The following is a 23,892-nucleotide window of genomic DNA, read 5'->3' on the forward strand; positions in this document are numbered from 1 at the left end:
GAATATGGCAAGTGTAGATTTGACGTTAGCATGGAGCAGTGAGCAGGAAGAGAAAGAAATCTCACCTGCCTTTATTGAAAAACTTGAAGAGCTTTTAAAGCTTGCAGGTGAGCTTGAAGGCGTTACGGAAGGTGAGGTTGCACTCACATTCGTAGACGATGAGACAATCCAGGACTTAAATAAGCATTATCGCAATTTAGACAAACCAACTGATGTTCTTTCCTTTGCGATGAGCGAATTTGGTGATGACGAGATACAGATCAATTACGAGGATGATGGCGACGATTCAGAGGGAGATCCTGAAGAAGGGGAAACCGTTTCTGAAGCGTTCATTGAACCGCTTGGCGATATTATCATTTCGGTGCCGCGGGCGATTGCGCAAGCCGAAGAGTATGGTCATTCCGTAGAACGTGAGCTTGGCTTCTTATTTGTCCATGGTTTTCTTCACTTGATTGGTTATGACCACCAGAGTGAAGAGGAAGAGAAAGTGATGTTCGCTAAACAGGAGGACATTCTACAGAAAGCAGGCTTGACGCGATAATGTCGGGCGGCTTCCGTAAATGGCGCAGTAGTTTTCGGTACGCCTATGAAGGAATCAAATATGCACTAGATACGCAGCGTAATATGAAATTTCATTTTTTCGTTGCGTTTCTTGTGTTATTAGCAGCACTTTTCATTCATTTATCCAAAACAGATATTTTGTTTATCTTGTTAGCGGTAACACTTATGATTGTGACGGAGTTAATTAATACGGCTGTCGAGAAAACGGTGGATTTGGCTATGCCAGACCGTCATCCGTTAGCCAAAATTGCGAAGGACGTCGCCGCGGCGTCCGTATTGGTGTCTGCTATGTTTGCTGTCATAGTTGGGTTGGTGGTTTTCTACGAACCGATCGATCAACTGTTAAGGCACGCTAGACTGCAAGAAGCACCATTGTCTGCAGGTACGATATGGATTTTAATTGCACTTGTCATGCTAACAGTGATTGTGATTGAAACACGGTTCTCGGACAAAGGAAAGTTAGTACGACCGAGTTTATTAACAGCGATCGCTTTTGCTATCGCTACCGTTATTTTGGTAATTGTCACTGATACGATTGCCGCATTGCTCGCGTACACGCTCTCTATTATTATCCTAATTGTCTTATATGACAAAAAAACAAGACCGTTCCCAGCACTCTTTTTGGGAGCAATGATTGGCATTGTCGTGACGCTCCTCGCTTTTTCCTGCTTAAACATGCTATAACTTAACTATTACTTATAAAAGGGTGGATGGCTATGAATCCGCAAGAACTCATTGAATTCGCAAAGGAAGCGATGAAACGAGCCTATACGCCTTATTCCCACTTTCAAGTCGGTGCCGCGCTGTTGGACGCTAATGGACAAGTACATTTAGGATGCAATGTCGAAAATGCTGCCTATGGACCGACAAACTGTGCCGAGAGAACTGCGTTATTCCGTGCAATTGCAGATGGACATTCGCGCGGATCTTTCCAAGCAATCGCGGTAACTGGAGATACGGAAGGGCCGATTTCGCCATGCGGTGTATGTCGACAAGTATTAATAGAATTGTGCGATCCGGAAATGCCTGTATATTTGAGTAATATCAAAGGAGCTTTCGTTCAAACAACGGTGGCTGCTTTATTGCCAGGCGCTTTTACAACGAAAGATTTGCACATAAATGGAGGATAAGTAGAAGTGGCCAAAAAAGAATTTAAATCAGGGTTTGTCGCGATTATCGGACGACCGAATGTCGGTAAATCAACGCTAATGAACCAAATTATTGGACAAAAGATTGCGATCATGTCCGATAAGCCGCAAACGACTAGAAATAAGATCCATGGCGTATATACGTCCGATAATGGGCAGATTGTTTTTCTCGATACACCAGGTATCCATAAACCGACGTCAAAGCTAGGTGATTACATGAGTAAAGTTGCTCATGGCACACTTGGCGAGGTAGACGCTGTGTTATTCTTGGTCGATGTAGCAGATGGTATTGGCGGAGGAGACCGCTATATTATCGAGCAGCTGAAGCATATTGAGACGCCCGTAATTTTGGTTTTAAACAAAATTGACCTCGTCCAACCAGAAGCGCTGCTAGCGATTATTACGAATTATAAAGATTTGTATAATTTTGCTGAAATCGTACCGGTGTCCGCGTTGAAAGGGAATAACGTAACGACGCTTCTGGAGCAAATTATTCGCTATTTGCCAGAAGGTCCTCAATATTACCCCGCGGATCAAATTACGGATCACCCCGAGCAATTCGTATGCGCGGAGCTCGTACGCGAGAAAATTTTGCATATGACGCGGGAAGAAATTCCTCACTCGATTGCGGTACAAATTGAAGATATGCGTGTCGAACCGAATGGGGTCGTTCATATTTCGGCTGTCATTTTCGTCGAGCGTGAATCGCAAAAAGGGATTGTGATTGGTAAACAAGGTGCGCTGCTCAAAGAAATTGGCAGACAAGCACGTCGAGATATTGAAACACTTTTAGGCTCCAAAACCTTCTTAGAATTATGGGTGAAGGTCAAGAAAGACTGGAGAAATCAAGACAGAGTCCTTCGTGATCTTGGATTTCGTCACGAATAAATCATAATTCCCTGAGAGTACCAGTTTTTACATCGTATAGTGAAGCGTCTACTGCACATCCTATGAACATCACGTTCGATGGGGAGGATGCTGAACATGAAAGATTTTTCGTGGACGTATTTTTCAAAGACCGGTGATGTGGACGCCTATCTACTGTACAAACAAGTAACGGGAGAACCTGGCATGGATTCGGAAGTGCAAGAAGAAGATCAAAGTAACGAAGAGCCGCTCGATGGTCTGAATATGTGACAGCAAGGAATCATGTGTTCAGAGCGGCCTTCATGGGGGAAGCTATTTGCTGCATAGCGTTCAAGGTATTGTCATTCGTAGCATGGACTACGGAGAAGGCAACAAAATCATTCGATTATTCACCCCCGAGCTGGGGAAAGTCGGTGTAATGGCTCGCGGTGCAAAGAAACTTAAGAGCAAGCATGGCGCCGTTACGCAGCTGTTTACGTACGGCGATTTTGTTTTTTACAAACAAAGAGGTCAAATGGGATCTCTAAATGGTGCGGAAATTATTGAAGCCCATCACGCACTGCGCGAAGACTTGCATAAGTCGGCTTATGCCTCTTATTTAGCGGAGATGACGGATCGCATGCTGGGTGATGAAGAAGGCAATAACTACATATTCGAACAGCTCAAGGCCGGCTTAATGGCGATCGAAGAGAACAAAGATATGCAAATTGTCACTCACCTTTATGAAATGAAAATGTTTGATTTAGCCGGCTATTTACCGGTTACGGATGCCTGTGTTGCATGTGGTGAAACATCTGGAATCACAACTTTCAGTCCAAACATGGGCGGAACGTTATGTGGGCGCTGTCGCTTTAAGGACACTTCTGCAATTGCGATTGGTGAAGGTGCTTATAAACTGCTTAGACTTTTCCCGAGAATGGATATACGCAGGTTGGGCTCCATTCAAGTGAAAGAGGAAACGAAAGAGCAGCTGAAGCAATGTATGCGTGCATATATGGACGTACATATTGGTGTGCAATGGAAATCAAGAGGGTTCATTGAACAGATGGAAAAATACAATATTTAAACTCTATCGGCCTCATTTGACATGTGTTTCTCCCTTTGATATGATGTGGTTGAAATCACCTCGCCCTTGTGCTCTCCGCATATCGGTGAGGTTTTTCTCATGCTATCGTTCTGTTCTGAAGTTAATTACATACAAATGCTAGTGTAGGGTCTTGTCCCTGCTGAAAGGGGTTAGGAAAATGGAACATCCACAACCTACTCGTGTTTATGTTGTTTCGGATTCTGTCGGGGAAACAGGAGAATCTGTTGTTCGGGCAGCCGCGATGCAGTTTCATCCTGTGCCTGTTGAAATATTACGAGCTCCGTTTATTCATGATTTCGAGGGTATAGATAAAGTGATCAATGGGATTCGTACGCATGGAGGAATTGTGGTATTCACCCTAGTTATTCCGGAATTGCGGGATGACCTGATTGCCAAGGCGAAACAATATGATATTCCCTATATTGATTTACTAGGGCCTGTTGTGACGACATTAGGGAACGCACTCCGCCAAGAGCCGCGCAGACAACCGGGGATGATTCATCCGCTGGATGAGGATTATTTTAAAAAGGTCGAAGCAGTCGAATTTGCTGTCAAATATGATGATGGTCGTGATTTTAGCGGTATTCAAAAAGCTGATATTATCCTATTGGGTGTATCTCGCACGTCCAAAACACCATTATCGATGTATTTGGCACACAAAAGATTGAAAGTGGCTAATGTTCCGTTAGTGCCGGAAATGCAGCCTCCTGCTGCCATTTATACCGTTCCTAAGGATAAGATTATTGGCTTGCGCATTGACCCGGCTAAGTTAAACGTGATACGTCAAGAACGACTTCGTACACTCGGACTTGCAGAAAATGCAACCTATGCGAATGTTGAACGTATTAAAATAGAACTGGATTTTGCAGATAAAATTATGAGTAAGATCGGATGCGTTATCTTTGATGTATCCAATCGAGCTGTAGAAGAAACTGCCAGTTTAATCATGGATCATATTGAACATATCTAGTAAGCTTTTATGTTCGGGCTTGCAGGATTTTTTGTAAGTCCATCGTATATAATAGTACGGTGAGATTTCAATAAAAGGCAGGGGCTGACACTTGAGTGCACGAAGTATTATTGTTGATGCCGATGCTTGTCCTGTAAAGTCGGAAATCGAGCAGGCAGGTAGACAGTTTGGCGTACAAGTTGTTCTAGTTGCTTCTTTCGATCATAAGATGAAGGAAAATCCTGGTGTGAAGGTTGTTCAAGTAGATCGTTCCGATCAATCTGTCGATTTATATATTGCCAATCAGATTCGGTCAGGTGATATTTTGGTAACACAAGACTTTGGACTCGCCGCATTAGGTCTTGCGAAGGGTTCGATCTGTTTGACGAATCGGGGGCAGGAATATACCGATAGTTCGATTGATTATCTGTTGGAACGCCGCCATGCCTCCGCAAAAATGCGAAGAAATGGTAAGCATACCAAAGGGCCAAAACCCTTTACAGAGACTGATCGTAAAAATTTTCTACATGGTTTGACAAATCTTTTAGAAAAATTGCAGGAAATCGAAAATAAGTAGCGAATAGTAATTAGTCGGAAAAGCGACCTGAATTGTAGGTGGATTGAAATGAGGTACGGACGCATACCTGAAGAGGTAATTGAGGCTGTACTGAAGCGCCATGATATCGTCGATGTCATCGGCAGGCACGTACATTTGAGCAAACAAGGGCATTATATGAAGGGCCTATGTCCATTTCATTCGGAGAAAAGTCCATCGTTTACTGTTACACCGGAGAAACAGATTTATCGTTGCTTTGGTTGCCAGGCAGGTGGGAACTTAATTCGTTTTATCATGGAGATCGAAGGCTTGAGCTTTGCGGAAGCCATCACGAAGCTTGCTGAAGATGCAGACATCCCCATAACGTGGGAGGAAGTATCAGAGGAGCAGAATGAACAGCAACAAGAAAAAGCCACGTTATTAAAGGCGTATGAATTTGCCGCGAAGTTCTATCATTATATTGTAGGTAATACTGATCAAGGCAAAGCAGCCAAAGGATATCTGACTTCTAGAGGAATCTCCGATAAGCTGATTGACACTTTTCAAATTGGTTATGCTCCGTTAATGTGGGACACGCTCGTTCAGCAATTGGAAAAACGAGGGTTTGATTTAGCTCTAATGGAGAAAGGCGGACTAATTTCCGCTAAACATGAAGGTCATGGCTACGTGGACAAATTCCGTGAACGTATCATGTTCCCTATTTGCGACTCTACTGGCAAAGTCATTGCATTCGCTGGAAGAGCCATGGGAGATGCACAACCCAAATATTTAAATAGTCCCGAATCCATTCTTTTTAATAAAAGCAGGACTTTGTATAATCTTCATCTAGCTCGGCCGAATATGCGTAAGTTGCAGCAAGCCGTTATTTTTGAAGGCTATGTGGATTTGATCAAAGCTTGGGAAGCTGGCATCACGAATGGTGTAGCGACGATGGGGACGGCCTTAACGAAAGAGCATGCTGCCTTACTGAACCGCAATGCGGATGAAATCGTCATTTGTTATGATGGTGACAATGCAGGACAATCTGCTGCATTCAAGAGCATTCCGTTGTTGGAAGACACAGGAAGCCGCGTTACGGTTGCGATGCTGCCAGATGGTAAGGATCCTGACGATTATATTCGTCAATATGGGTTTGACCGATTCGCCCGGGAGATCATTGGAGCTGCCGTGCCATCGATGAAATATAAGCTTTTATTTATTCGCAAAAATTTTAAATTGCATGAAGACGGTGACCGACTACGTTATCTGCAATCTGCTGTGAAATTAATAAGTCAACTGCAATCTCCTATGGAACGCGAACATTATCTCAAACAGTTAGCTTCAGAGTTTCCGGATTCGTCCTACGAAGCCATGAAGTTAGATCTCCATGAAATCTTATTGCAATCGGAAAAAAACCGACCAGATGGGGATAATAAACCAATTCTGTGGAATAATGTTATGAATAATGGGAGACCAGCGGAACGAACAAAGAAAAAATCACCTTCGTTACTACCTGCGTATCATAATGCGGAACGTTTGATTTTAGCAGTTATGATGCATGATCGAGACGTATGCGAACATGTTGAAGCGCAATTGGGTGACCAGTTTAATGTTGAAGCTCACGCAGTCTTAGCTGCTTATTTATATGCTTACTACGCTCAGTATTTAGAGCCCGATGCAAGCCGATACATTGCCATGCTGCAAGACGAACAGCTGGAGAGCTTGGCTAGCTCCATCGTTATGATGGGAGCAGGTCATGGAATGAACGAACAAGTGATTGACGACTATATTCGCCAAATTCGCAAAGTTCCAATGCAAGAAGAAGTTGAACGTAAGAAAGAAGAACAAGCTCGCGCAGTACGCGAGGGCGACCATCTTAGAGCTGCGCAAATTGCAATTGAAATTATTGCCCTAGAAAAACGGTTGAAGTCATCTTAGCTAGACTGACATGACTAGGGAGGAGGGAGTCCGTACCATGGCGAATGATCAGCGTACAGAATTAGAGACAGAATTGACCCTGGACCAGGTGAAAGACCAACTTATAGAGCAGGGGAAAAAACGGTCCTCACTAACTTACAAGGATATCATGGAGAAATTAGCTCCCTTCGATCAGGATCCTGAGCAAATCGATGAGTTCTTTGAACAGCTTTCCGAGCAAGGTATTGATGTGGGGAATGAATCGGATGAAGATTCGTTGAATCCTGAAGAAAATGAGCGCGATGAATTTAACTTCGATGATGATCTGGCTTTACCGCCGGGGATTAAAATTAATGATCCAGTTCGGATGTATTTGAAAGAAATTGGTCGTGTACCGCTTCTTTCTGCGGAAGACGAAGTGGGGCTTGCCAAACGGATTGAAAATGGGGATGAGGAAGCGAAGCGTCGTCTTGCTGAAGCTAACCTTCGACTCGTTGTAAGTATTGCCAAACGCTATGTAGGTCGCGGCATGCTTTTCCTTGATTTGATTCAAGAGGGTAATATGGGTCTTATTAAGGCTGTTGAGAAGTTTGACCATACCAAAGGCTATAAATTCAGTACCTATGCGACTTGGTGGATTCGTCAAGCGATTACTCGTGCGATTGCCGACCAAGCAAGAACGATTCGTATTCCGGTACATATGGTTGAAACCATTAACAAATTGATTCGTGTTTCTCGTCAATTGCTGCAAGAATTGGGGCGCGAACCTACGCCAGAAGAAATTGCCAAAGAGATGGATTTAAGCACGGATAAAGTTCGTGAAATCATGAAAATCGCACAAGAGCCTGTTTCCTTAGAAACGCCGATCGGTGAAGAGGATGATTCGCATTTAGGGGATTTTATCGAGGATCAAGAGGCACTGGCACCTGCAGATGCTGCTGCATACGAGCTTCTGAAGGAACAGCTTGAAGACGTGCTTGATACGTTAACAGAAAGAGAAGAAAATGTACTTCGGTTGCGTTTTGGACTTGATGATGGACGTACAAGAACATTAGAAGAAGTAGGAAAAGTATTCGGTGTTACGCGGGAACGGATTCGTCAAATTGAAGCAAAAGCTTTGCGCAAGCTAAGACATCCAAGCCGTAGTAAACGTTTGAAGGACTTTTTGGAATAAAATCGCTATGAGTGGGCCCTGCCAGATTCGGCGGGGTTTTTTTTTTGTAGTTTTTTCATAAGAAAAACTAAAATCTGAGCATTGAATCACCGATAAAGTAGCTAGGAAGGTGAGCGAATAGATGGATGCTGAGAGAAGAAAAGTGATAGTAAGAGAAATAGATCATTGGCGCCGGAATAAATTGCTTCCTGAGCATTATTGCGATTTTCTAATGAATTTGTATGTGGATGATATGACGCCTAAGCCAGCTTCACTTTTAGGTGTTTCGGCAACGGCTGTAACAAACAGTAACTGGAAAATATGGTTGGCCGCAATAGCGGTTATTGCCGCTCTTGCCTTATCTGCTATTAATTTTAACTCTTTTGGATTACCAATGCAAATTGGTATTTCCACACTTTTTGTCATCTTTTGTTATGCGGTCGCATATAGACAATTTAGTCGGACGCCTCTCATTTCATATGCCTTGTGCGGCTTAGCTTCTGTAGCGATGTTGCTTTTAGGCATGCACATTATGGATTTATCGGGCATTCACGCCTCAACCACGTATATTGGTTATTTAGCGTTTTGCAGCTGTGTTTGGTTATTAAATGGTTTGATTGGTCGAATGGCTATTTTCCAAATATGCGGATGGCTTGGTCTGGTAGGTACCTATAGCTGGTTATTAATGCAAAAATTTGATCATCCATCATGGTTTTCACTTGAATTAAGCTGGATTCCTGTGAGTGTTGTCCTCATATGGATGGCTTGGCTTGCACATCATACGAATAAACAAGCGGCTAGCGTGCTCATGCTAGTAGGAGGCCTGGTTTGGTTTATTCCTGAAGCCATGACCTTTCTTGTGGATATTGAAATAAGCTCGCGAATCATTCAAATTTCGTTTACAGCAAAATTAGTTTCAGTAGGCGTGGCGTTATATCTGCTGCGAAAAAAATGGGTAGAGTGGGTAATGTAGCATATGGTTAAATTATCGAAAAGACTTCAAATGATTGCTGATCGCGTACCTATGGGTTCCAAGGTCGCAGATATTGGATCCGATCATGCCTTATTACCAACGTATTTGGCACAGCAGGGAATCATTGTTGCTGCAGTGGCAGGAGAAGTAAATCCTGGGCCATTTGAGGCAGCGCAAAGACAGGTACTCGAAAGTGGTTTATCTAAAATCATTCAAGTAAGATCCGGAGATGGGCTTGCCGTTATCGAGGCCGGAGAAGTCAATGTCATTACAATCGCTGGTATGGGTGGCAGCTTGATGGCGAGCATTTTAGAGGCTGGAAAGTCGAAGCTTCCTGGTGTTCAGCATTTGATTTTGCAGCCGAATGTTGGTGAAGATCATGTGCGGCGTTGGTTGCTGGACAATGGTTGGAAACTGGAATCAGAAGCCATTCTCGAAGAAGATGGCAAGATCTATGAGATCTTAACGGCGGTGACCACGGATACAGAGGAGCGCGGAGCTTTAGAAGCGCTTTATGAGGAGCGTCTGCTTCCCGGCGGTGTTACTGTTTCGAGGGAACGCCTGCAACAAATGGGACCTTATCTGATAAACGAAGCTCCTGAAGTGTGGTTTGTGAAGTGGGAAAGCGAACTGAAAAAGCTGGCGATGATCGTTGATCAATTGAAGCTATCAACAGCTGAAGCATCCATTGCGAAAGCGGAGCAGGTTAGCCAAGAAATGCGTGAAATAAAGGAGGTACTCGCGTGCTTGCAAAAGGTCAAACCGTAATCCAGCTTTTCGAACAGCTGGCCCCTAAGCATTACGCGATGGCAGATGATAAGATAGGCCTTCAACTCGGCACACTTCAGAAAGACATTACTAAAGTGCTTGTTGCTCTTGATGTGACGGATGCCGTTGTTAACGAAGCTATCGAAGCTGGTGCGAACCTAATTATTGCCCATCATGCGATTATTTTCAGACCGCTGGCTCATCTTCAGACAGAATCACCAGCGGGGCGTTTATATGAAAAATTAATCAAAAATGATATAGCTGTGTATATTGCCCATACGAACCTGGATGTGGCAGAAGGCGGCGTTAATGATTTGCTGTCGGAGCAGCTTGGCTTAACGGATATGACTCACTTGGAAGATGTGCATACGGAGAAGCTCCAGAAGCTCGTAGTCTTCGTACCTGAGACGCATCATCAAGTAGTGCTGGATGCCCTGTTCAAAGCCGGAGCAGGCGGCATAGGGCAGTACAGCTCCTGCAGTTTCAATATCCCCGGGACGGGGACGTTCCTGCCGCAGGAAGGTGCGACTCCGTTTATCGGGGAAGTGGGCAAGCTAGAACGCGTACAAGAGGTTCGCGTAGAGACGATTGTACCCGCTAGCGTACAGCGCAAAGCGGTTACAGCGATGTTGAAGGCCCACCCCTACGATGAGGTGGCCTATGACCTCTACCCGATGGATCTTAAGGGTAGAGTGTTCGGTTTGGGACGCGTGGGCAAGCTGCCCGCGGTCATGACGCTTCGCGAGCTCACGGAGCACGCGAAGGCAGTATTCGACGTGCCGACGGTGCGCGTCGTCGGCGATCTGGCACGGCCCATCCGCAAGGTGGCCGTGCTGGGTGGCTCCGGCGGCCGCTACATGCGGCACGCCATGTTTGCTGGCGCCGATGTGTTGGTCACCGGCGACATTGACTACCACACCGCGCACGATGCGCTTGCGGCGGGGTTAGCTCTTCTCGACGTTGGGCACAACGTCGAGAAGATCATGAAGCGCGGCGTCGCGGATTACCTTGCCGCGCAGCTCGCGAAGACGGATACGCGGGTCATCGCATCCGCGATTAACACAGAGCCGTTCCAATTTGTCTAGGATGCTTAGTGGAAGTCTGGTAATCGAGGAAACGATCATGTGTTGTAATTCTAAGGCATTCCTAGTATACTAGCCTATGCAAAGGGAAGTTTGACAGACAATCGCTGGCTATGGGTAAGCCATAGCGAGAGGAAAGTCCGGGCTCCACAAGGCAGGGTGCTGGATAACGTCCAGTCAACGCGAGTTGAAGGATAGGGCCACAGAAATGGACCGCCGATGGCTTGAAATATAGCACAGGCAAGGGTGGAACCGTGGTGTAAGAGACCACGAGGTTCTATGGTGACATAGATCCTGGTAAACCCCACTTGGAGCAAGACCTAATGGAACGCTAGTTGCTTTCGAGGCAGCAGTCTTCGCCTGAGACGCGTTCGGGTTGGTCGCTTGAGCCATGTAGCAATGCATGGCCTAGATAGATGATTGTCGCTTCAATAGTGGCAGGGGAGCAGACGCCCGTTATGACCACTGGAAGTACAGAACCCGGCTTACGGCAAACTTTCCATACTGTCGGTTACCCGCATGGCTTCGGCTGTGCGGGTATTTCATTTTTGTTTGAAAAACATGAATGTATACATGGTTCCATATTAATAGGAAAATCAATAAAAACCTTCAACCCCAAACAAACGCGGGATTGAAGGTTTTTGTTTTGAATGATTCATTTTGCAATTCTCTACGTCCAGTCTATTTCTCGAGCCCCAAACTACCCGCATATTTCTTCGGTACCAAATGCAATTGACGCGCCAAATCTTGCGGCCAATAGGATAGTGGGGACGTCTCTTGCTTCGCCAGCTCGATGGCTTTGACAACATCAATTAAACCATAGCCAAAGTATTTATCATGGCCTTTGTCCCCTAGATCCTGAGCAGATTTGCGCATGATCTCGTAGACGTCTGTATTTTTCAGATTAGGATTAGCAGATCGAATCAATGCGGCAAGTGCTGTCACATGCGGGCTTGCCATTGAAGTGCCGGATAATGCGGCATACTGGTTATTCGGATACGTACTTGCGATGGTGACACCAGGTGCAGTGACATCAATATAATCACCGTAATTCGAGAATGGCGCTTTCTCATTTTGCGAATCACTGGCAGCTACAGCAAATACCTCAGGGTAAGCGGCAGGAAATCCAGGTTGCTCTGTATTATCGTTCCCGCTTGCCGCGATGAGTGCAACGTCCTTATCATAGGCATATTGAATGGCATCATGGAGAAAGCCAGAATCGGCGTAATTACCAAGACTTAAATTCATGACTTTTGCCCCGTGGTCTGTAGCCCAAATGATCCCCTGAGCAACGGAATACGTGCTTCCTGCACCCGTTTGATCTAGAACTTTAACAGGCAATACTTTATTAAACCAAGTCATTCCCGCTACGCCTAAATTATTGTTTACAAGGGCTGAGATCACACCTGTTACATGAGTACCATGTCCAACATCATCTTGAGGATTATCATTCCCGCTAATGACGTTGTAGCCAGGCAATAATTGTCCTTTTAAATCGGGATGTTTCATATCTACACCCGTATCAACAACGGCAACAATAATATCGTTGGCTCCGCGGTTCAACTGCCAGCCTTGTACAGTCTCAATAAGCGGCAGGTTCCATTGATATTTCTGATATAAATTGTCATTTGGCATGAAATTCGATGTGACTGGTGTTTGGTTGGTATCTGAATTGGTGCTAGATGTGTTTGAATCCTCTTGATCTTGATGATCATAGTAATCATTAGTCATATAAAGGAAATGCGGTTCAACGTAAGCGACATTCCACTTGCTAAAATAAGCTATTAATGCTTTAGCGTCCATGCCTTCCGTACGGAAAACGTAGGTATAACCTAGCTTTTGTGCTGAAATAGCTTTGATCTCAGCCTTTATCTGATTAAGTTGAGATTCTGTAGGATCCGTTTTGAAGCGCACGACGACTTCATTCTGTTGATAATGGCTAGTCCCTTGATTATCCTCTGGATGATCCACGATTTTTTCTTTTAACGTATTGGTCTCGACGGCTTTTACTTTCCAACGATTTTCGTTTGGATAAGGTTCAAGTCTCAAATTTTTCATTTGATGATCAGTCACTTGCGCAAGCACATCTTGATGGACAACGCCAATTAGTGAATCTTCTCCATGAGTTGAAGGGGTGCCCTGGATGAAAAACACCTGATGTCCTGCACCGAATTTAGGTGATTGGTAATGCTTGCCCCCATCGACGGCAGATTTGGCTTCTTTCAAGTAGGTGGCAGCTTGGTCTTTGTACGAGGAGGGCAAATCACCTGATTTGATACCTTGCTCCCATGTTTGACCTCGCTTGGACCAGACGAGCATTTCCATTTTCTCATGATGATTTCGCATGTCAGTCAGAACTTTCGTAACAGGCTCGCCGCCTTCGATTTGATTGAGCATTGTTTTGTAATCAAGGGCACATTGATCTCTACAGAGTTCATCCGTAAGTTTGACATCTTGTTCCAAAAGGGCTAATTTGGACGTAGTTTCATACTTGGCACTATAGACCTCGGGGCCAGGCTTATTGTGTTGGCTTGGTGAATTAGTGAAGAGTAGGAGTCCTAATCCTAATGCTAAAGCAAGGGTTGTAAGATAACGCCACATAAGCAAGCACTCCTTTTCTACGATTGAAAAAGGTCAACTCGTCAATGGAAAACAAATCAACTAGGATATAGGGTTAGGAGAGCGGGAACGTTTTATGCATGTTATGTGGTGTTTTACATATACCACTTCGGGAACATTTATGGTAGGATAGAAGTAGCGCAATTATAGGAGGTCTTCTTACATGGCTGTTTTTAATGTGAAAAATATTTGTGATTCCACGCGTACTAAGCTCAAAGAAACGACGGCCAAAATGGAACTGTTTCTTAATCAACATTCGCTCTCACTGTTAAATGTGGAAAATGATCCGGCAATGGATGAATTTTATCGCGGGTATCTACAGGACACTCGTCATCTTCTAGTTTTTTGTGAAGTGGCTTATGAGAAATTGGGCGTTAGCTTGAGACGTCCTACTTTTAATGTTGATTTTTCGGAAAAAGTGCTCTATGAGGTATATCATACATGTGTTAATACCTTTTTCTATCCTAAGAATGAGTGCTATTCCGAGGACGGCCGTTACGCTTATACAGGACAAGATGCGATTCGTTTCCGCAAGAAACCTTCACGTGAAGTACGTGACTTAACGATCGAATTGTCCAAAGTATTTGAAGAGCTTAGAGAAGACCTTGCTTATTATGAAACAGACTACATTACACAACGCCGTATGCAAGGCGAAAAAGTTTAATATCAATCGAAAAAAAGGGATGCGACCAGCGCATCCCTTTTCTTATAACATTTTATTATTACAAGGGGAGAATATTGATGGAGATAGAACAATTAGTCAGCACTAGTAAGGCAATTATTAAGCTGAATCAACATCCTAGCGGAGGCTATGTGGCTTCTCCTCTTTTCCCGCCTTATAGCTATAGCTGGTTACGTGACGGTACTTTTATTGCAAATGCCATGGATCGAGTAGGAGAAACGGCAAGTAGCGAACAATTTTACCGCTGGGTACATCGGGTTCTGAAAGACAAGCGTCCGCGGCTGACTGAGCTGCTTCGAAAGCACGAGAATAGGGAGTGGATTGATCGTTCAGAGTTTCTTGGCACACGATATCATTTGGATGGTCGTGATGACCATTCGGAATGGGGCCATTTCCAGCTGGATGGCTACGGTGCATGGTTATGGGGGCTTGTGGAGCATATTCGGATAACGGGTCACACATCACTCTTGGAAGAGTTCAGAGAGAGTATTGAAATGACGATAGACTATGTGATGACGTTCTGGCATTATCCGAATTTTGATTGTTGGGAAGAATATCCAGATTATGTCCATCCAGCTACATTGGCTTGCTTATATGGGGGACTTAAGGCGCTAGGTGAGCTAGAATCACGCTCAGACCTGATAGAGAAAGCTGAACTGATCCAACATTTTATACATACAAATGCTGTTCATGATGGACGATTCGTGAAGTCCATACATTGCGTGAATGAAGTCTGGCAACCTGCTCTGAGCGGCGTGGATGCAAGCTTACTTTGGCTGGCCTTACCATTTGGTGTATGTGAGCCTGGTGATCCTCTCATGCTCCAAACCGTGCAAGCGATCGAGGCTGATCTTAAACATGGAGGGATTCAACGGTACATTGAAGATCGCTATTATGGCGGTGGTGAGTGGTTATTATTGACTGCATGGTATGGTTGGACGCAGCTAGAACTCGGGAATAGGGATGAGGCGAAGCGTTGTTTAGCATGGATTGCGAGTAAGGCGGATGAGCTCGGACGGTTCCCAGAGCAAGTAGATGATGACCTTCGCGAGCCCGCTGTATATGCAGAGTGGATAGCGAGACACGGGGATCCTGCACTCCCGCTTCTTTGGTCACATGCCATGTTCTTGGTCTTATCTGACAGACTCCAATAAGGATAGATCACTCCTGAGGCGGGCAAATTGTTACTGGGGGTGATGATGATGCCAGCAGTCAAATGCGCAGTTTCCAATTGTGAATATTGGACACAAGGTAACAACTGTCATGCAGACACGATTATGATTGAAATTGATCAGCACGCAAATGCTAGCTACAATGAAGAATTTGCTTCAGAGGAATCTTTTGATACCACTCATCATGATACTGCAACCAAAGCGGCTAATACGTGTTGCCACACGTTTAAGGCCGCGACCAAACATTAGGTATGTGTAACGCGGAGGTAGCATGAATAAAGAGGACAGTTCTTTAGACAATGCCACCAAGGAGCGATTCCAGAAGAGTCAGCTTAGAATCGAAAGCGGACTCCATGCCCAAGAAGAATATGCAGCTGAGATTGCTGTACCTCAGTCAAGAATGAATCGAGGCTATGAGTCTACCTCGAACGTTTCAGATGAGGATGTCGCTGAGCTAGTAGAAGCTGTAACTCGCAATAAAGCAGTGGGTTATGTAGCGCTGTTCGTTGCACTGGCCTCTTTATTTGTTTGGCCAGTATTACTTGGGATTTCGGGCATTATTCTCGGTGTTATTGCTTTTGTAATGGGAAATAAGAGCATTGGCTCTTGGTCCGTTGCACTTGGTTTTATTGCCGTAGCCGCCTATTTTTTATTGGTTCCTTACTTTTAAAAGCAAGCCGAGCAATCGGCTTGCTTTTATTTTTTTATAAAAAAACGTGAAAAAGAGCGTAAGAAAGCCATTATTCATGTGTAATAACGCAAGAAAGGCTCATTATAATGTGTTTACGCCCATTTGCTCGTACTATTTGGCTTCAAGTGTCATATTCGCACCTTTGAATGATTACAGTATTATTATATAATGAGTAGTGATATTTAAAAAAATTAAAATCGAAAATTAAGGGAGGTGTACCTACTCTCCTGGGTGCGGCTTTTGCACTTGTTAGGGGATAGGTAAGGTATTGGAAGATCCTTTGCCCGAAACGTTAATCAGTTTTCTGTTAATGTTTGGACTAGTGTTGTTAAACGGTTTTTTTGTCGCAGCAGAATTTGCTATGGTGAAAGTACGCGGAAGTCGAATTGAATCGCTTGTCGGTGAAGGTCGCCGAAATGCGAAGTTTGCTCAAGGGATTATGAATAATCTCGATGCTTATTTGGGAGCTTGTCAATTAGGGATTACGCTCACCTCATTAGGACTAGGTTATGTGGGTGAACCGACGTTTGCCAAAATTCTAGAGCCTTTATTCGCTCCACTAGGATTGCCGGACAGTGTTTTTCACACGATAACATTTATTATTGCTTTCTCATTAATGACTACTCTTCATATTACATTAGGTGAACAGTTTCCTAAGACGTATGCAATTCGTAAAGCAGAGCAGGTTACGTTGCTTTCTGCAGGCCCAATGGTATTATTCTATAAACTTATGTATCCATTCATTTGGACACTTAATGGGATCTCCAATTGGATGCTTCGCCGCGCAGGGATTGAGCCAACAACGGAGCACGAATCGTCTCACACCCAGGATGAAATTCGAGTCCTGATGCAGGAAAGTCACAAAAACGGACTAATTGATAATACAGAGCTCACGCTTGTTGATAATATATTCGGATTCGCAGAGACGACAGCACGAGAAATTATGATTCCACGTACGGAAATGGAATGCTTATATGCAGGACTTTCTTACGCCGAGAATTTAGCTATCGCCATCAAAGAGATGAGAACGAGATACCCAGTATGTGATCCAGATAAGGATAACATCATTGGTTTCGTTCACATCAAGGATTTACTGAAGCCAGATGCCAACCTGAAAGGCATTAAGAAAATCATTCGTCCAATCACAACGGTGCCAGATTCCATTCATATCAGTGATCTGTTGAAAATGATGCAGAAACGCAAGAGCCAAATGGCTTTGCTGATTGATGAATACGGCGGTACTTCAGGCTTAGTAACGTTGGAAGACATTATGGAAGAGATTGTTGGTGAAATCCAAGATGAGTTCGACGAGGAACGCCCAACAATTGAAATGAAGGATGAGAATACATTCTCGATTGATGGACTGCTATTAATTGACGAAGTAAACGAGTACTTCGGACTTGAGATCGAATCGGATGACTACGATACAATCGGAGGTTGGATTTATTCCCAGACCGAAATTCCGCCTAGCCGTAATCAACAAGTAAGCTACAATGATGAATTTTTGTTCATCGTTGAGGAAACCGATCATTTACGGATATCACGTGTCACGGTGAGAAGATCATTGAATGACAATGAAATGCTTCAACAGAATATTTCTTGAAAGGCAAGAGGGACAGTCTAACGACTGTCTTTTTTGTTTCTTTTGGAATAAAAGTATAGTCGTTAGGGCTCAAACCGTGTACAATAAGTACATTGAACATGATAAAGCGAGGTCTGGGCGATGAGCAGTATCACGAATACAAATACTAATAGTATTGATCCTAGAGTGTTAAAGGAGCTGCTGCAGCTTCAGACGATGAGTAAATTAAGTCTGTTCTCGAATGACGCCTCAGCATCAACTTCAGATAACTCGAGTGATTTTAATGAGCTTTTGAATGCGCTAATGGGACAAGGTGTAGGTATGGGGACTGGGACTGACATTCTGGACACGTCAACACTTCAACAATCGTTAGGCAATCTACCAAGCGCATTAGGCGCTTTGAATAAATCATATACGCCTGTGCAGTCTATCTCTCACGTAACCTCCGAAGCACAGTTTGAAGGACTGATTGGGCAAGCTAGTCAGAAATACGGCGTGGACTCTTCTTTGGTTAAAGCAGTTATCCAACAAGAATCATCTTTTAACCATCAGGCCGTATCCTCAGCCGGTGCCAAAGGGTTGATGCAGCTCATGGACGGGACGAGCAGCGGTTATGGGGTAACGAACCCTTTTGATCCAAAGCAGAATATTGATGCAGGTACACAGTTCCTAGGCGGCTTGCTAAAGAAATATAAGGGGAACGAAGGTGTCGCTCTAGCAGCTTATAATGCTGGTCCTGGACGTGTCGATCGCTTAGGTATTAAGACAGATCAGGATCTGGCGAATAGGCTTCAATTTTTGCCGAAAGAGACACAAGCCTACGTTTCGAAAGTGCTCGATCATCGTCAGAATTTTGCTCAATAAATCGTTAAACAATGGGCTGATTTTCGCATGTGCTATGCGGAGATCGGCTTTTCGCATTGTGGTCAGCTTACTTGAGTTCTCGATGGTAATAGGCTTTAATAGTGGAAGGTATCCAAAGAGTCAGGGAAGAGTTATTGGTTATGAAAGGGAAGAAACTGATCATGCTTTATATGGATTACGCGGCTACGTCGCCGCTTTATGAGGAAGTCATTGAAACAATCGCAGAGGTGATGAAATCTCACTATGGGAATCCATCCTCCATCCATCGATTGGGTGTAGAAGCTGAGAAGCTTTTGCAAAGTGCGAAGGGAGTCATTGCTTCTGCAATTGATGTATCGCCGAGTGACATCATTTGCACATCTGGCGGTACTGAAAGTAATAACTTAGCGATTAAAGGCGCAGCCTACAGCTATCAACAGCGTGGGAAGCATCTCATTACCACGCAAATCGAGCATGCTTCCGTCAAAGAAGTATTCGCTCAATTGGAGCAGGAAGGCTTTCGAGTCACTTATTTACCTGTTACTCATGCGGGTAGCGTAAGGCTTGAGGATCTTCAAGCTGCCATTTGTGAGGATACGATCCTGGTTAGCGTCATGTATGTAAATAATGAAATTGGTACGATTCAGCCCATTGAAGAAATAGGCAAATATCTCGCTGGGTATCCTAAAATTATTTTTCATGTGGACGCCGTTCAAGGAATTGTTAAGCTGCCTTTACTGCCCAAGTCATGGGGAATCGATCTCTGCAGTGCTTCAGCGCATAAATTTCGAGGGCCGAAAGGGGTTGGCTTTCTCTATCGAAGAGCAGGCATACAGCTCAAACCTTTGCTTGCTGGGGGAGGCCAAGAATTTGGCGTCCGATCAGGAACCGAAAACGTCCCCTTAATCGTGGGAATGGCAAAAGCATTGCGCATAAGTATGGACAATCAAGCTGTGAAAATGGCTCATAAATATCTGCTTAGAAGGCAATTGTTGGCAGGCATCACTGCAATACCAGAACTAGTGATTACTGGCGCTGAGGAGGAGCAGCAAATGGCTCCGCATATCGTTCACTTTGCTTTTGCGGGGATGAAAGCTGAGGTCGTCGTGCATGCCCTGGAACAGAAGGGGGTGTACATCTCAACAAGATCCGCTTGTACATCTGGGGAGTCAGAGCCTAGTGAGGTCATGCTGGCTTTGGGCTGTCATCGAGATCTGGCCGTTAGCGGCTTAAGAGTGAGCTTTGCTGATGAACACCAAGAGCAGGATATCGAGCAGTTGCTAAGCTCATTACAAGAGGTGGTCAAGGAGCTTGCTCCCATGAGAAACCCATCTGTCATTCAAAGGGGGAAGCGAAGATGAAACCGGATTGTTTAATATTGCGATTTGGCGAAATGATGCTGAAAGGTAAAAATCGCAAGCGTTTTGAGCGAAGTGTCATGATACAAATTCGTAAAGTTTTAAGTTCTTTTCCTGACGTTAGGTATATTCCGGAGTTTGGACGCGTATATGTGGAGCTAGGGGGTGCCGCTTATGAACAGGCTTCTGCCGCTTTGCAGCGTGTATTTGGACTTGCATCTTTCAGTCCGGCTTATCATGCTCCGCTAGAGCTTGAGTCGATTCAAGAAACGGCGCTGCGGATGATGAAGGCACTTCCGACACAACCAGCGACCTTTAAGGTTACTGTTCGCAGGGTCAATAAATCATTTCCTCATGACTCTCAGCAGATGAATTATTTGGTTGGGGGCTATGTACTTCAAGCGATCCCAGGGTTACAAGTAGATGTTCGCAAGCCTGAGGTTGAGCTGCGTGTAGAAATTCGCGAGGATCAGGTACTCTTGTATGTCGAAGTTATTGAAGGTGCTGGCGGATTCCCCTCAGGAACGAGCGGTAAAGCGCTGCTAATGCTCTCAGGAGGCATTGATAGTCCGGTTGCAGGCTGGTTGGCGATGCGAAAAGGATTGACGATGGAGGCTATTCATTTCCATAGTTACCCTTACACCAGTGAACGTGCGAAGGATAAAGTCATTGAGCTTGCTCATCAATTGGCTGGCTACACAGACTCCTTAAAGCTTCATATGGTGTCCTTCACGGAGATTCAAACCTCCATTCACCGTGCTTATCAAGACAATCTGCTCGTCACCCTCATACGAAGGGCGATGTACCGAATTGCAGAAAGGATTGCAGAGCGTGAAGGTCTTGGAGCCTTAGTAACAGGCGAGAGCTTGGGTCAAGTTGCCAGTCAAACCCTGCCAAGTCTACATGCCATTGGGCGTGTTGTCACGTTGCCGCTTTTACAACCGTTGATGATGATGGACAAGCAAGAGATTATTGGCCTTGCCGAATCGATAGGAACATTTCCTATCTCGATTTTACCCTATGAGGACTGCTGTTCCTTATTTCTTCCGCCATCCCCAAGTACGAATCCTAACTTACGCTTGGTGGAGAAGCTGGAAGATAGTATGGCATTTCTAAATGAGCTCATTGAAAAAGCGGTCTTAGAAACAGAAACCATTGAAATCGTGCATGGACAATTGAAAAAGGAATCTAACGCCCATCTATTCTAACTACTCGCTGCAGCTGTGATCGTAACCTTTCCAATCACTTGCTCTCCATGTTCGCCAGGAGGTCGTGAAGCATGGTTGATGCGCTCTTTTTATTCTTACAAATTATGTTGATTAATATTGTGCTCAGCGGTGATAATGCGGTTGTAATTGCATTAGCTAGCAAAAATCTCCCCTTAGAGCAGAGAAAGCTTGCTATCTGGTGGGGAGCCTTTGGAGCTATTGCTTTGCGATTGATTTTAACTCTCGTTGCAGTCAGTCTGCTTACGATCCCTTTTATTCAAGCAGGCGGCTCGATTTTGCTATTATGGATTGCTATTAAGCTGCTTACGGATGAAGACGGACATTCGAATATTAAGGAAGCTGCCACACTTGGCAAAGCGATATGGACGATCATTGTCGCAGATTTCGTCATGAGCTTGGACAATGTCTTAGCTATTGCGGCCAAAGGAAATGGAAATAATACGGTCATTATTCTAGGTATCGGGCTGAGTATTCCGATAATTATTTGGGGAAGCACACTGGTGATGAATTTATTGCAGAAGTATCCGATTCTAGTCTATATAGGCGCGGGAATACTCGGATACACGGCTGGTGAAATGTTTGTTAAAGATGAGAAGATGATCGATTGGCTGTTGCATGATTATGAATTTTTGCATGTTTGGATTCCTGTTATGACCATGGCTATCGTCATTGCGACAGGTGGAATTGCCAAATGGGTGCGTTTGTTTCAATTCAAAACAAGAAATGAATAAGAAATAAGCACGCTGACGCTTAGGTCAGTGTGCTATTTTTTTATGCAAAGTTAATGCCCAGAAAGACCATCCATAGATCAGAAGAAATACGAAGATGAGTGTGGTTGAGTACCGGTACATCATGGCGTAGCTGCCGCTCCAGTTGGCTAGAGCCCCTAATACCATTGCGCCTAATCCAATGCCGAGGTCATTGGCTGAGAAGAAAGTTCCATTGGCCGCACCGCGCCGCTCAGGAGAAGAACGGGCTATCGTCCATGCCTGAAGGGCAGGTTGAATGGAGCCGAAGCCTACGCCGTAACATAGGGCTGCAATCGCCAAGCTAATATTGGAATGAGCATAGGACAGCAGCCAAAGCCCTGCAATCGTGAAGATCGCACCAGGAAGGAGCACCCACTCGGGACCTTTGCGATCAAAGAGAACTCCAGTAATGGGCCGTACTAGTAGAACCATGCTGGCGTTGCATAGGAAGAATAGGCCGACATTTGCAATACCGGCTTCGATGCCGAATAAAGTGATAAAGGTCACGATCCCTCCGTAACAGATGGCGCTGCATAGCAGAAGAGCAGAGGGAAGTAGTGCTGTTCGTTCCCATAAACGATCCGCAAATCGAAGTTGTTGTGCTGGTTTAGTGGGTAGAATCGGCTTTGGATAGGTAATGAATAGGGAGCTAAACAAAGACAATATCGCAAGAATGGTTGATATCAAAAGGACGTACGAAAATCCGAATGTTTGCATGACCCAAAGTCCTGTGAGTGGACCGACTGCCATAGCGAAGGTGTTCGATAATCCGTAGTAGCCCATCCCCTCTCCGCGGCGTTCTGGTGGGATAATATCGGCGATCACCGTACCTAGGGAGGTCGTTGACAACCCCCAGCCAATGCCATGAACAAAGCGAGCTGCTAAAATAAGAGTAACTGCAGCGATATACGAATAGCCGGCAATCGTAAATGCGCATATCGCTAATCCAACTAGAAGGACATGTTTTCTACCTAGCGAGTCTAGTGCTCTGCCGGCGAATGGTCGCGTAAAAAGTGAGGAAATAGTGAATATCCCAATGACTAGTCCGACTTGCATGTTGTCTCCGCCTAATTGAGATAGATGAGTAGGAATCGTTGGAATGAGCATTTGAAAGCTGAAAAAAAGCAGTAAATTTGCCAGTGCTGTAATTAAAAAGGCTTTGGTCCATAGTGGTTTTCGTTGTTGCTTGTTACTTCTTATTGATTGTTCCATGCTACCTCCCCATTTGAACAGCAGGCGACCTTTAGCCAAGGCAAAAGGGTTCTGCGTGTGCCTTAGTATACCCAGACAAATGGAATTGAACGCAAAGCAGAACCGCGATAAACACCTAGCAATTTCCTGTCATGTGAGATAAAATATTTGTAGAAGGGTGTCGATTTTATAACGTGTTACGCCCGTTCAACATTTGCACATTTTAGGAGGGATTCATATCGCTAGAAATAGCTACTCCATTGGAATTTTATTTATTGGCTTGGCTGTGGTATTGTTGCTAGGCAAATTAGGGGTTTTCCAGCTGCTTCTTTCCTTTTTTTGGCCGCTTCTTTTACTAGTGCCTGGACTGCTTCTGCACTTCCTTTATTTCAACCGCAGATTACCAGCTGGCGTACTCGTTCCTGGTGGTATTTTGACCACTTATGCCCTCATGTTTTTCTTTTGCAATTTATTCGGCTGGGGTTCAATGAGCTATATTTGGCCGGGTTTCATTTTAGGTATAGCGATTGGTTTATATGAGCTTCATTTGTTTGAACGTGGGAGTGATCGCGGCATTTGGATCGCAGCCATCGTGTTGGGAATCATTTCAGCGGCTCTTTTTGGCTTAACGATACTCTTCAAATTAGGGATTTATGTAATCGCTTTGATCCTTGTGGTAGTTGGACTTTCCATGATTTTCCGAAAGCGAAGATTGTGGTGAACTTGCTTCTTTCCA

The 23,892-nt window shown here is 44.6% G+C and carries 25 protein-coding genes and 1 other RNA gene; 24 read left to right on the forward strand and 2 right to left on the reverse strand.

Going from position 1 to position 23,892, the window contains the following annotated elements; genetic code table 11:
- Positions 1-4 precede the first annotated feature (4 nt).
- The 14 genes from ybeY (at position 5) to rnpB (ending at position 11,543) form a co-directional block, all read left to right on the forward strand.
- Positions 5-541, forward strand: coding sequence for an rRNA maturation RNase YbeY (ybeY, locus tag AC58QC_RS08865; RefSeq protein ID WP_497414829.1), 537 nt, complete (start codon positions 5-7; stop codon positions 539-541).
- Complete coding sequence (locus AC58QC_RS08870; protein ID WP_497414830.1) at positions 541-1,245, forward strand: diacylglycerol kinase; 705 nt, start codon at positions 541-543, stop codon at positions 1,243-1,245. Before ybeY ends, AC58QC_RS08870 begins: the two co-directional genes overlap by 1 nt.
- A gap of 32 nt (positions 1,246-1,277) precedes the next feature.
- Positions 1,278-1,691 carry a cytidine deaminase gene (gene cdd, locus AC58QC_RS08875; RefSeq protein WP_497414831.1) on the forward strand — a complete coding sequence of 138 codons (414 nt, stop codon included), beginning with the start codon at positions 1,278-1,280 and terminating at the stop codon, positions 1,689-1,691.
- Positions 1,692-1,697: 6 nt separating this feature from the next.
- Positions 1,698-2,597 carry a GTPase Era gene (era, locus tag AC58QC_RS08880; protein WP_497263897.1) on the forward strand — a complete coding sequence of 300 codons (900 nt, stop codon included), beginning with the start codon at positions 1,698-1,700 and terminating at the stop codon, positions 2,595-2,597.
- A 96-nt stretch (positions 2,598-2,693) separates the two neighbouring features.
- Positions 2,694-2,846: a YqzL family protein gene (locus tag AC58QC_RS08885; protein ID WP_082593664.1), complete on the forward strand. Its 153-nt coding sequence runs from the start codon at positions 2,694-2,696 to the stop codon at positions 2,844-2,846.
- Positions 2,847-2,892: 46 nt separating this feature from the next.
- On the forward strand, positions 2,893-3,642 hold the full coding sequence (recO, locus tag AC58QC_RS08890; RefSeq protein ID WP_497414832.1) for a DNA repair protein RecO: 750 nt from the start codon (positions 2,893-2,895) through the stop codon (positions 3,640-3,642).
- A 178-nt stretch (positions 3,643-3,820) separates the two neighbouring features.
- On the forward strand, positions 3,821-4,633 hold the full coding sequence (locus tag AC58QC_RS08895) for a pyruvate, water dikinase regulatory protein (RefSeq protein ID WP_497414833.1): 813 nt from the start codon (positions 3,821-3,823) through the stop codon (positions 4,631-4,633).
- A gap of 91 nt (positions 4,634-4,724) precedes the next feature.
- Positions 4,725-5,189: a YaiI/YqxD family protein gene (locus AC58QC_RS08900; RefSeq protein ID WP_497414834.1), complete on the forward strand. Its 465-nt coding sequence runs from the start codon at positions 4,725-4,727 to the stop codon at positions 5,187-5,189.
- Positions 5,190-5,237: 48 nt separating this feature from the next.
- A complete protein-coding gene (gene dnaG, locus AC58QC_RS08905; RefSeq protein ID WP_497414835.1) occupies positions 5,238-7,085 on the forward strand; it encodes a DNA primase in 1,848 nt (615 codons plus the stop codon).
- A 37-nt stretch (positions 7,086-7,122) separates the two neighbouring features.
- Complete coding sequence (gene rpoD, locus AC58QC_RS08910) at positions 7,123-8,238, forward strand: RNA polymerase sigma factor RpoD (protein WP_090816012.1); 1,116 nt, start codon at positions 7,123-7,125, stop codon at positions 8,236-8,238.
- A gap of 121 nt (positions 8,239-8,359) precedes the next feature.
- A complete protein-coding gene (locus AC58QC_RS08915) occupies positions 8,360-9,190 on the forward strand; it encodes a hypothetical protein (protein ID WP_497414836.1) in 831 nt (276 codons plus the stop codon).
- A 3-nt stretch (positions 9,191-9,193) separates the two neighbouring features.
- Positions 9,194-9,958, forward strand: coding sequence for a tRNA (adenine(22)-N(1))-methyltransferase (locus tag AC58QC_RS08920; RefSeq protein ID WP_497414837.1), 765 nt, complete (start codon positions 9,194-9,196; stop codon positions 9,956-9,958).
- Positions 9,934-11,043, forward strand: coding sequence for a Nif3-like dinuclear metal center hexameric protein (locus tag AC58QC_RS08925; RefSeq protein WP_497414838.1), 1,110 nt, complete (start codon positions 9,934-9,936; stop codon positions 11,041-11,043). The genes AC58QC_RS08920 and AC58QC_RS08925 overlap by 25 nt, the downstream gene beginning before the upstream one ends.
- Before the next feature lie 85 nt (positions 11,044-11,128).
- Positions 11,129-11,543, forward strand: an RNA gene (gene rnpB, locus AC58QC_RS08930) — RNase P RNA component class A.
- Positions 11,544-11,721: 178 nt separating this feature from the next.
- Here the strand turns inward: rnpB and AC58QC_RS08935 are convergent.
- The gene (locus tag AC58QC_RS08935) at positions 11,722-13,641 is read right to left on the reverse strand and encodes a S8 family peptidase (RefSeq protein WP_497414839.1); all 1,920 of its coding nucleotides are present in this window, start codon (positions 13,639-13,641) and stop codon (positions 11,722-11,724) included.
- A 181-nt stretch (positions 13,642-13,822) separates the two neighbouring features.
- Here AC58QC_RS08935 and AC58QC_RS08940 point away from each other — a divergent pair, with 181 nt between their 5' ends.
- From AC58QC_RS08940 to AC58QC_RS08980, 9 genes are all read left to right on the forward strand, one after another.
- Positions 13,823-14,323 carry a YpuI family protein gene (locus AC58QC_RS08940; protein ID WP_090816021.1) on the forward strand — a complete coding sequence of 167 codons (501 nt, stop codon included), beginning with the start codon at positions 13,823-13,825 and terminating at the stop codon, positions 14,321-14,323.
- A gap of 77 nt (positions 14,324-14,400) precedes the next feature.
- On the forward strand, positions 14,401-15,495 hold the full coding sequence (locus tag AC58QC_RS08945; protein ID WP_497414840.1) for a glycoside hydrolase family 15 protein: 1,095 nt from the start codon (positions 14,401-14,403) through the stop codon (positions 15,493-15,495).
- 48 nt (positions 15,496-15,543) lie between these two features.
- Entirely contained in the window at positions 15,544-15,762 is a 219-nt protein-coding gene (locus AC58QC_RS08950) for a DUF1540 domain-containing protein (protein WP_497263908.1), read from the forward strand.
- Positions 15,763-15,784: 22 nt separating this feature from the next.
- A complete protein-coding gene (locus AC58QC_RS08955) occupies positions 15,785-16,183 on the forward strand; it encodes a hypothetical protein (RefSeq protein ID WP_497414841.1) in 399 nt (132 codons plus the stop codon).
- Positions 16,184-16,514: 331 nt separating this feature from the next.
- Positions 16,515-17,807: a hemolysin family protein gene (locus tag AC58QC_RS08960; protein ID WP_497415159.1), complete on the forward strand. Its 1,293-nt coding sequence runs from the start codon at positions 16,515-16,517 to the stop codon at positions 17,805-17,807.
- A gap of 120 nt (positions 17,808-17,927) precedes the next feature.
- The gene (locus tag AC58QC_RS08965) at positions 17,928-18,650 is read left to right on the forward strand and encodes a lytic transglycosylase domain-containing protein (protein WP_497414842.1); all 723 of its coding nucleotides are present in this window, start codon (positions 17,928-17,930) and stop codon (positions 18,648-18,650) included.
- A 161-nt stretch (positions 18,651-18,811) separates the two neighbouring features.
- The gene (locus AC58QC_RS08970; RefSeq protein WP_497415160.1) at positions 18,812-19,990 is read left to right on the forward strand and encodes a cysteine desulfurase family protein; all 1,179 of its coding nucleotides are present in this window, start codon (positions 18,812-18,814) and stop codon (positions 19,988-19,990) included.
- On the forward strand, positions 19,987-21,195 hold the full coding sequence (thiI, locus tag AC58QC_RS08975; protein WP_497414843.1) for a tRNA uracil 4-sulfurtransferase ThiI: 1,209 nt from the start codon (positions 19,987-19,989) through the stop codon (positions 21,193-21,195). Before AC58QC_RS08970 ends, thiI begins: the two co-directional genes overlap by 4 nt.
- A gap of 71 nt (positions 21,196-21,266) precedes the next feature.
- Complete coding sequence (locus tag AC58QC_RS08980) at positions 21,267-21,947, forward strand: TerC family protein (protein WP_497414844.1); 681 nt, start codon at positions 21,267-21,269, stop codon at positions 21,945-21,947.
- A 24-nt stretch (positions 21,948-21,971) separates the two neighbouring features.
- Here the strand turns inward: AC58QC_RS08980 and AC58QC_RS08985 are convergent, their stop codons facing one another.
- Positions 21,972-23,177, reverse strand: coding sequence for an MFS transporter (locus AC58QC_RS08985; protein ID WP_497414845.1), 1,206 nt, complete (start codon positions 23,175-23,177; stop codon positions 21,972-21,974).
- Positions 23,178-23,442: 265 nt separating this feature from the next.
- Between AC58QC_RS08985 and AC58QC_RS08990 the strand changes: the two genes are divergently transcribed.
- Entirely contained in the window at positions 23,443-23,877 is a 435-nt protein-coding gene (locus AC58QC_RS08990) for a hypothetical protein (RefSeq protein ID WP_497415161.1), read from the forward strand.
- Positions 23,878-23,892 lie beyond the last annotated feature (15 nt).

It is taken from the genome of Paenibacillus sp. J22P51 (assembly GCF_059692215.1).

What these genes read in the sequence shown, in the direction of transcription:
- ybeY (WP_497414829.1), top strand. Translation starts at nt 5, where the DNA reads ATGGCAAGTGTAGATTTGACGTTAGCATGGAGCAGTGAGCAGGAAGAG.
- AC58QC_RS08870 (WP_497414830.1), top strand. Translation starts at nt 541, where the DNA reads ATGTCGGGCGGCTTCCGTAAATGGCGCAGTAGTTTTCGGTACGCCTAT.
- cdd (WP_497414831.1), top strand. Translation starts at nt 1,278, where the DNA reads ATGAATCCGCAAGAACTCATTGAATTCGCAAAGGAAGCGATGAAACGA.
- AC58QC_RS08885 (WP_082593664.1), top strand. Translation starts at nt 2,694, where the DNA reads ATGAAAGATTTTTCGTGGACGTATTTTTCAAAGACCGGTGATGTGGAC.
- AC58QC_RS08895 (WP_497414833.1), top strand. Translation starts at nt 3,821, where the DNA reads ATGGAACATCCACAACCTACTCGTGTTTATGTTGTTTCGGATTCTGTC.
- dnaG (WP_497414835.1), top strand. Translation starts at nt 5,238, where the DNA reads ATGAGGTACGGACGCATACCTGAAGAGGTAATTGAGGCTGTACTGAAG.
- rpoD (WP_090816012.1), top strand. Translation starts at nt 7,123, where the DNA reads ATGGCGAATGATCAGCGTACAGAATTAGAGACAGAATTGACCCTGGAC.
- AC58QC_RS08915 (WP_497414836.1), top strand. Translation starts at nt 8,360, where the DNA reads ATGGATGCTGAGAGAAGAAAAGTGATAGTAAGAGAAATAGATCATTGG.
- AC58QC_RS08920 (WP_497414837.1), top strand. Translation starts at nt 9,194, where the DNA reads ATGGTTAAATTATCGAAAAGACTTCAAATGATTGCTGATCGCGTACCT.
- AC58QC_RS08935 (WP_497414839.1), bottom strand. Translation starts at nt 13,641, where the DNA reads ATGTGGCGTTATCTTACAACCCTTGCTTTAGCATTAGGATTAGGACTC.
- AC58QC_RS08940 (WP_090816021.1), top strand. Translation starts at nt 13,823, where the DNA reads ATGGCTGTTTTTAATGTGAAAAATATTTGTGATTCCACGCGTACTAAG.
- AC58QC_RS08945 (WP_497414840.1), top strand. Translation starts at nt 14,401, where the DNA reads ATGGAGATAGAACAATTAGTCAGCACTAGTAAGGCAATTATTAAGCTG.
- AC58QC_RS08950 (WP_497263908.1), top strand. Translation starts at nt 15,544, where the DNA reads ATGCCAGCAGTCAAATGCGCAGTTTCCAATTGTGAATATTGGACACAA.
- AC58QC_RS08955 (WP_497414841.1), top strand. Translation starts at nt 15,785, where the DNA reads ATGAATAAAGAGGACAGTTCTTTAGACAATGCCACCAAGGAGCGATTC.
- AC58QC_RS08960 (WP_497415159.1), top strand. Translation starts at nt 16,515, where the DNA reads ATGTTTGGACTAGTGTTGTTAAACGGTTTTTTTGTCGCAGCAGAATTT.
- AC58QC_RS08965 (WP_497414842.1), top strand. Translation starts at nt 17,928, where the DNA reads ATGAGCAGTATCACGAATACAAATACTAATAGTATTGATCCTAGAGTG.
- AC58QC_RS08970 (WP_497415160.1), top strand. Translation starts at nt 18,812, where the DNA reads ATGCTTTATATGGATTACGCGGCTACGTCGCCGCTTTATGAGGAAGTC.
- thiI (WP_497414843.1), top strand. Translation starts at nt 19,987, where the DNA reads ATGAAACCGGATTGTTTAATATTGCGATTTGGCGAAATGATGCTGAAA.
- AC58QC_RS08980 (WP_497414844.1), top strand. Translation starts at nt 21,267, where the DNA reads ATGGTTGATGCGCTCTTTTTATTCTTACAAATTATGTTGATTAATATT.
- AC58QC_RS08985 (WP_497414845.1), bottom strand. Translation starts at nt 23,177, where the DNA reads ATGGAACAATCAATAAGAAGTAACAAGCAACAACGAAAACCACTATGG.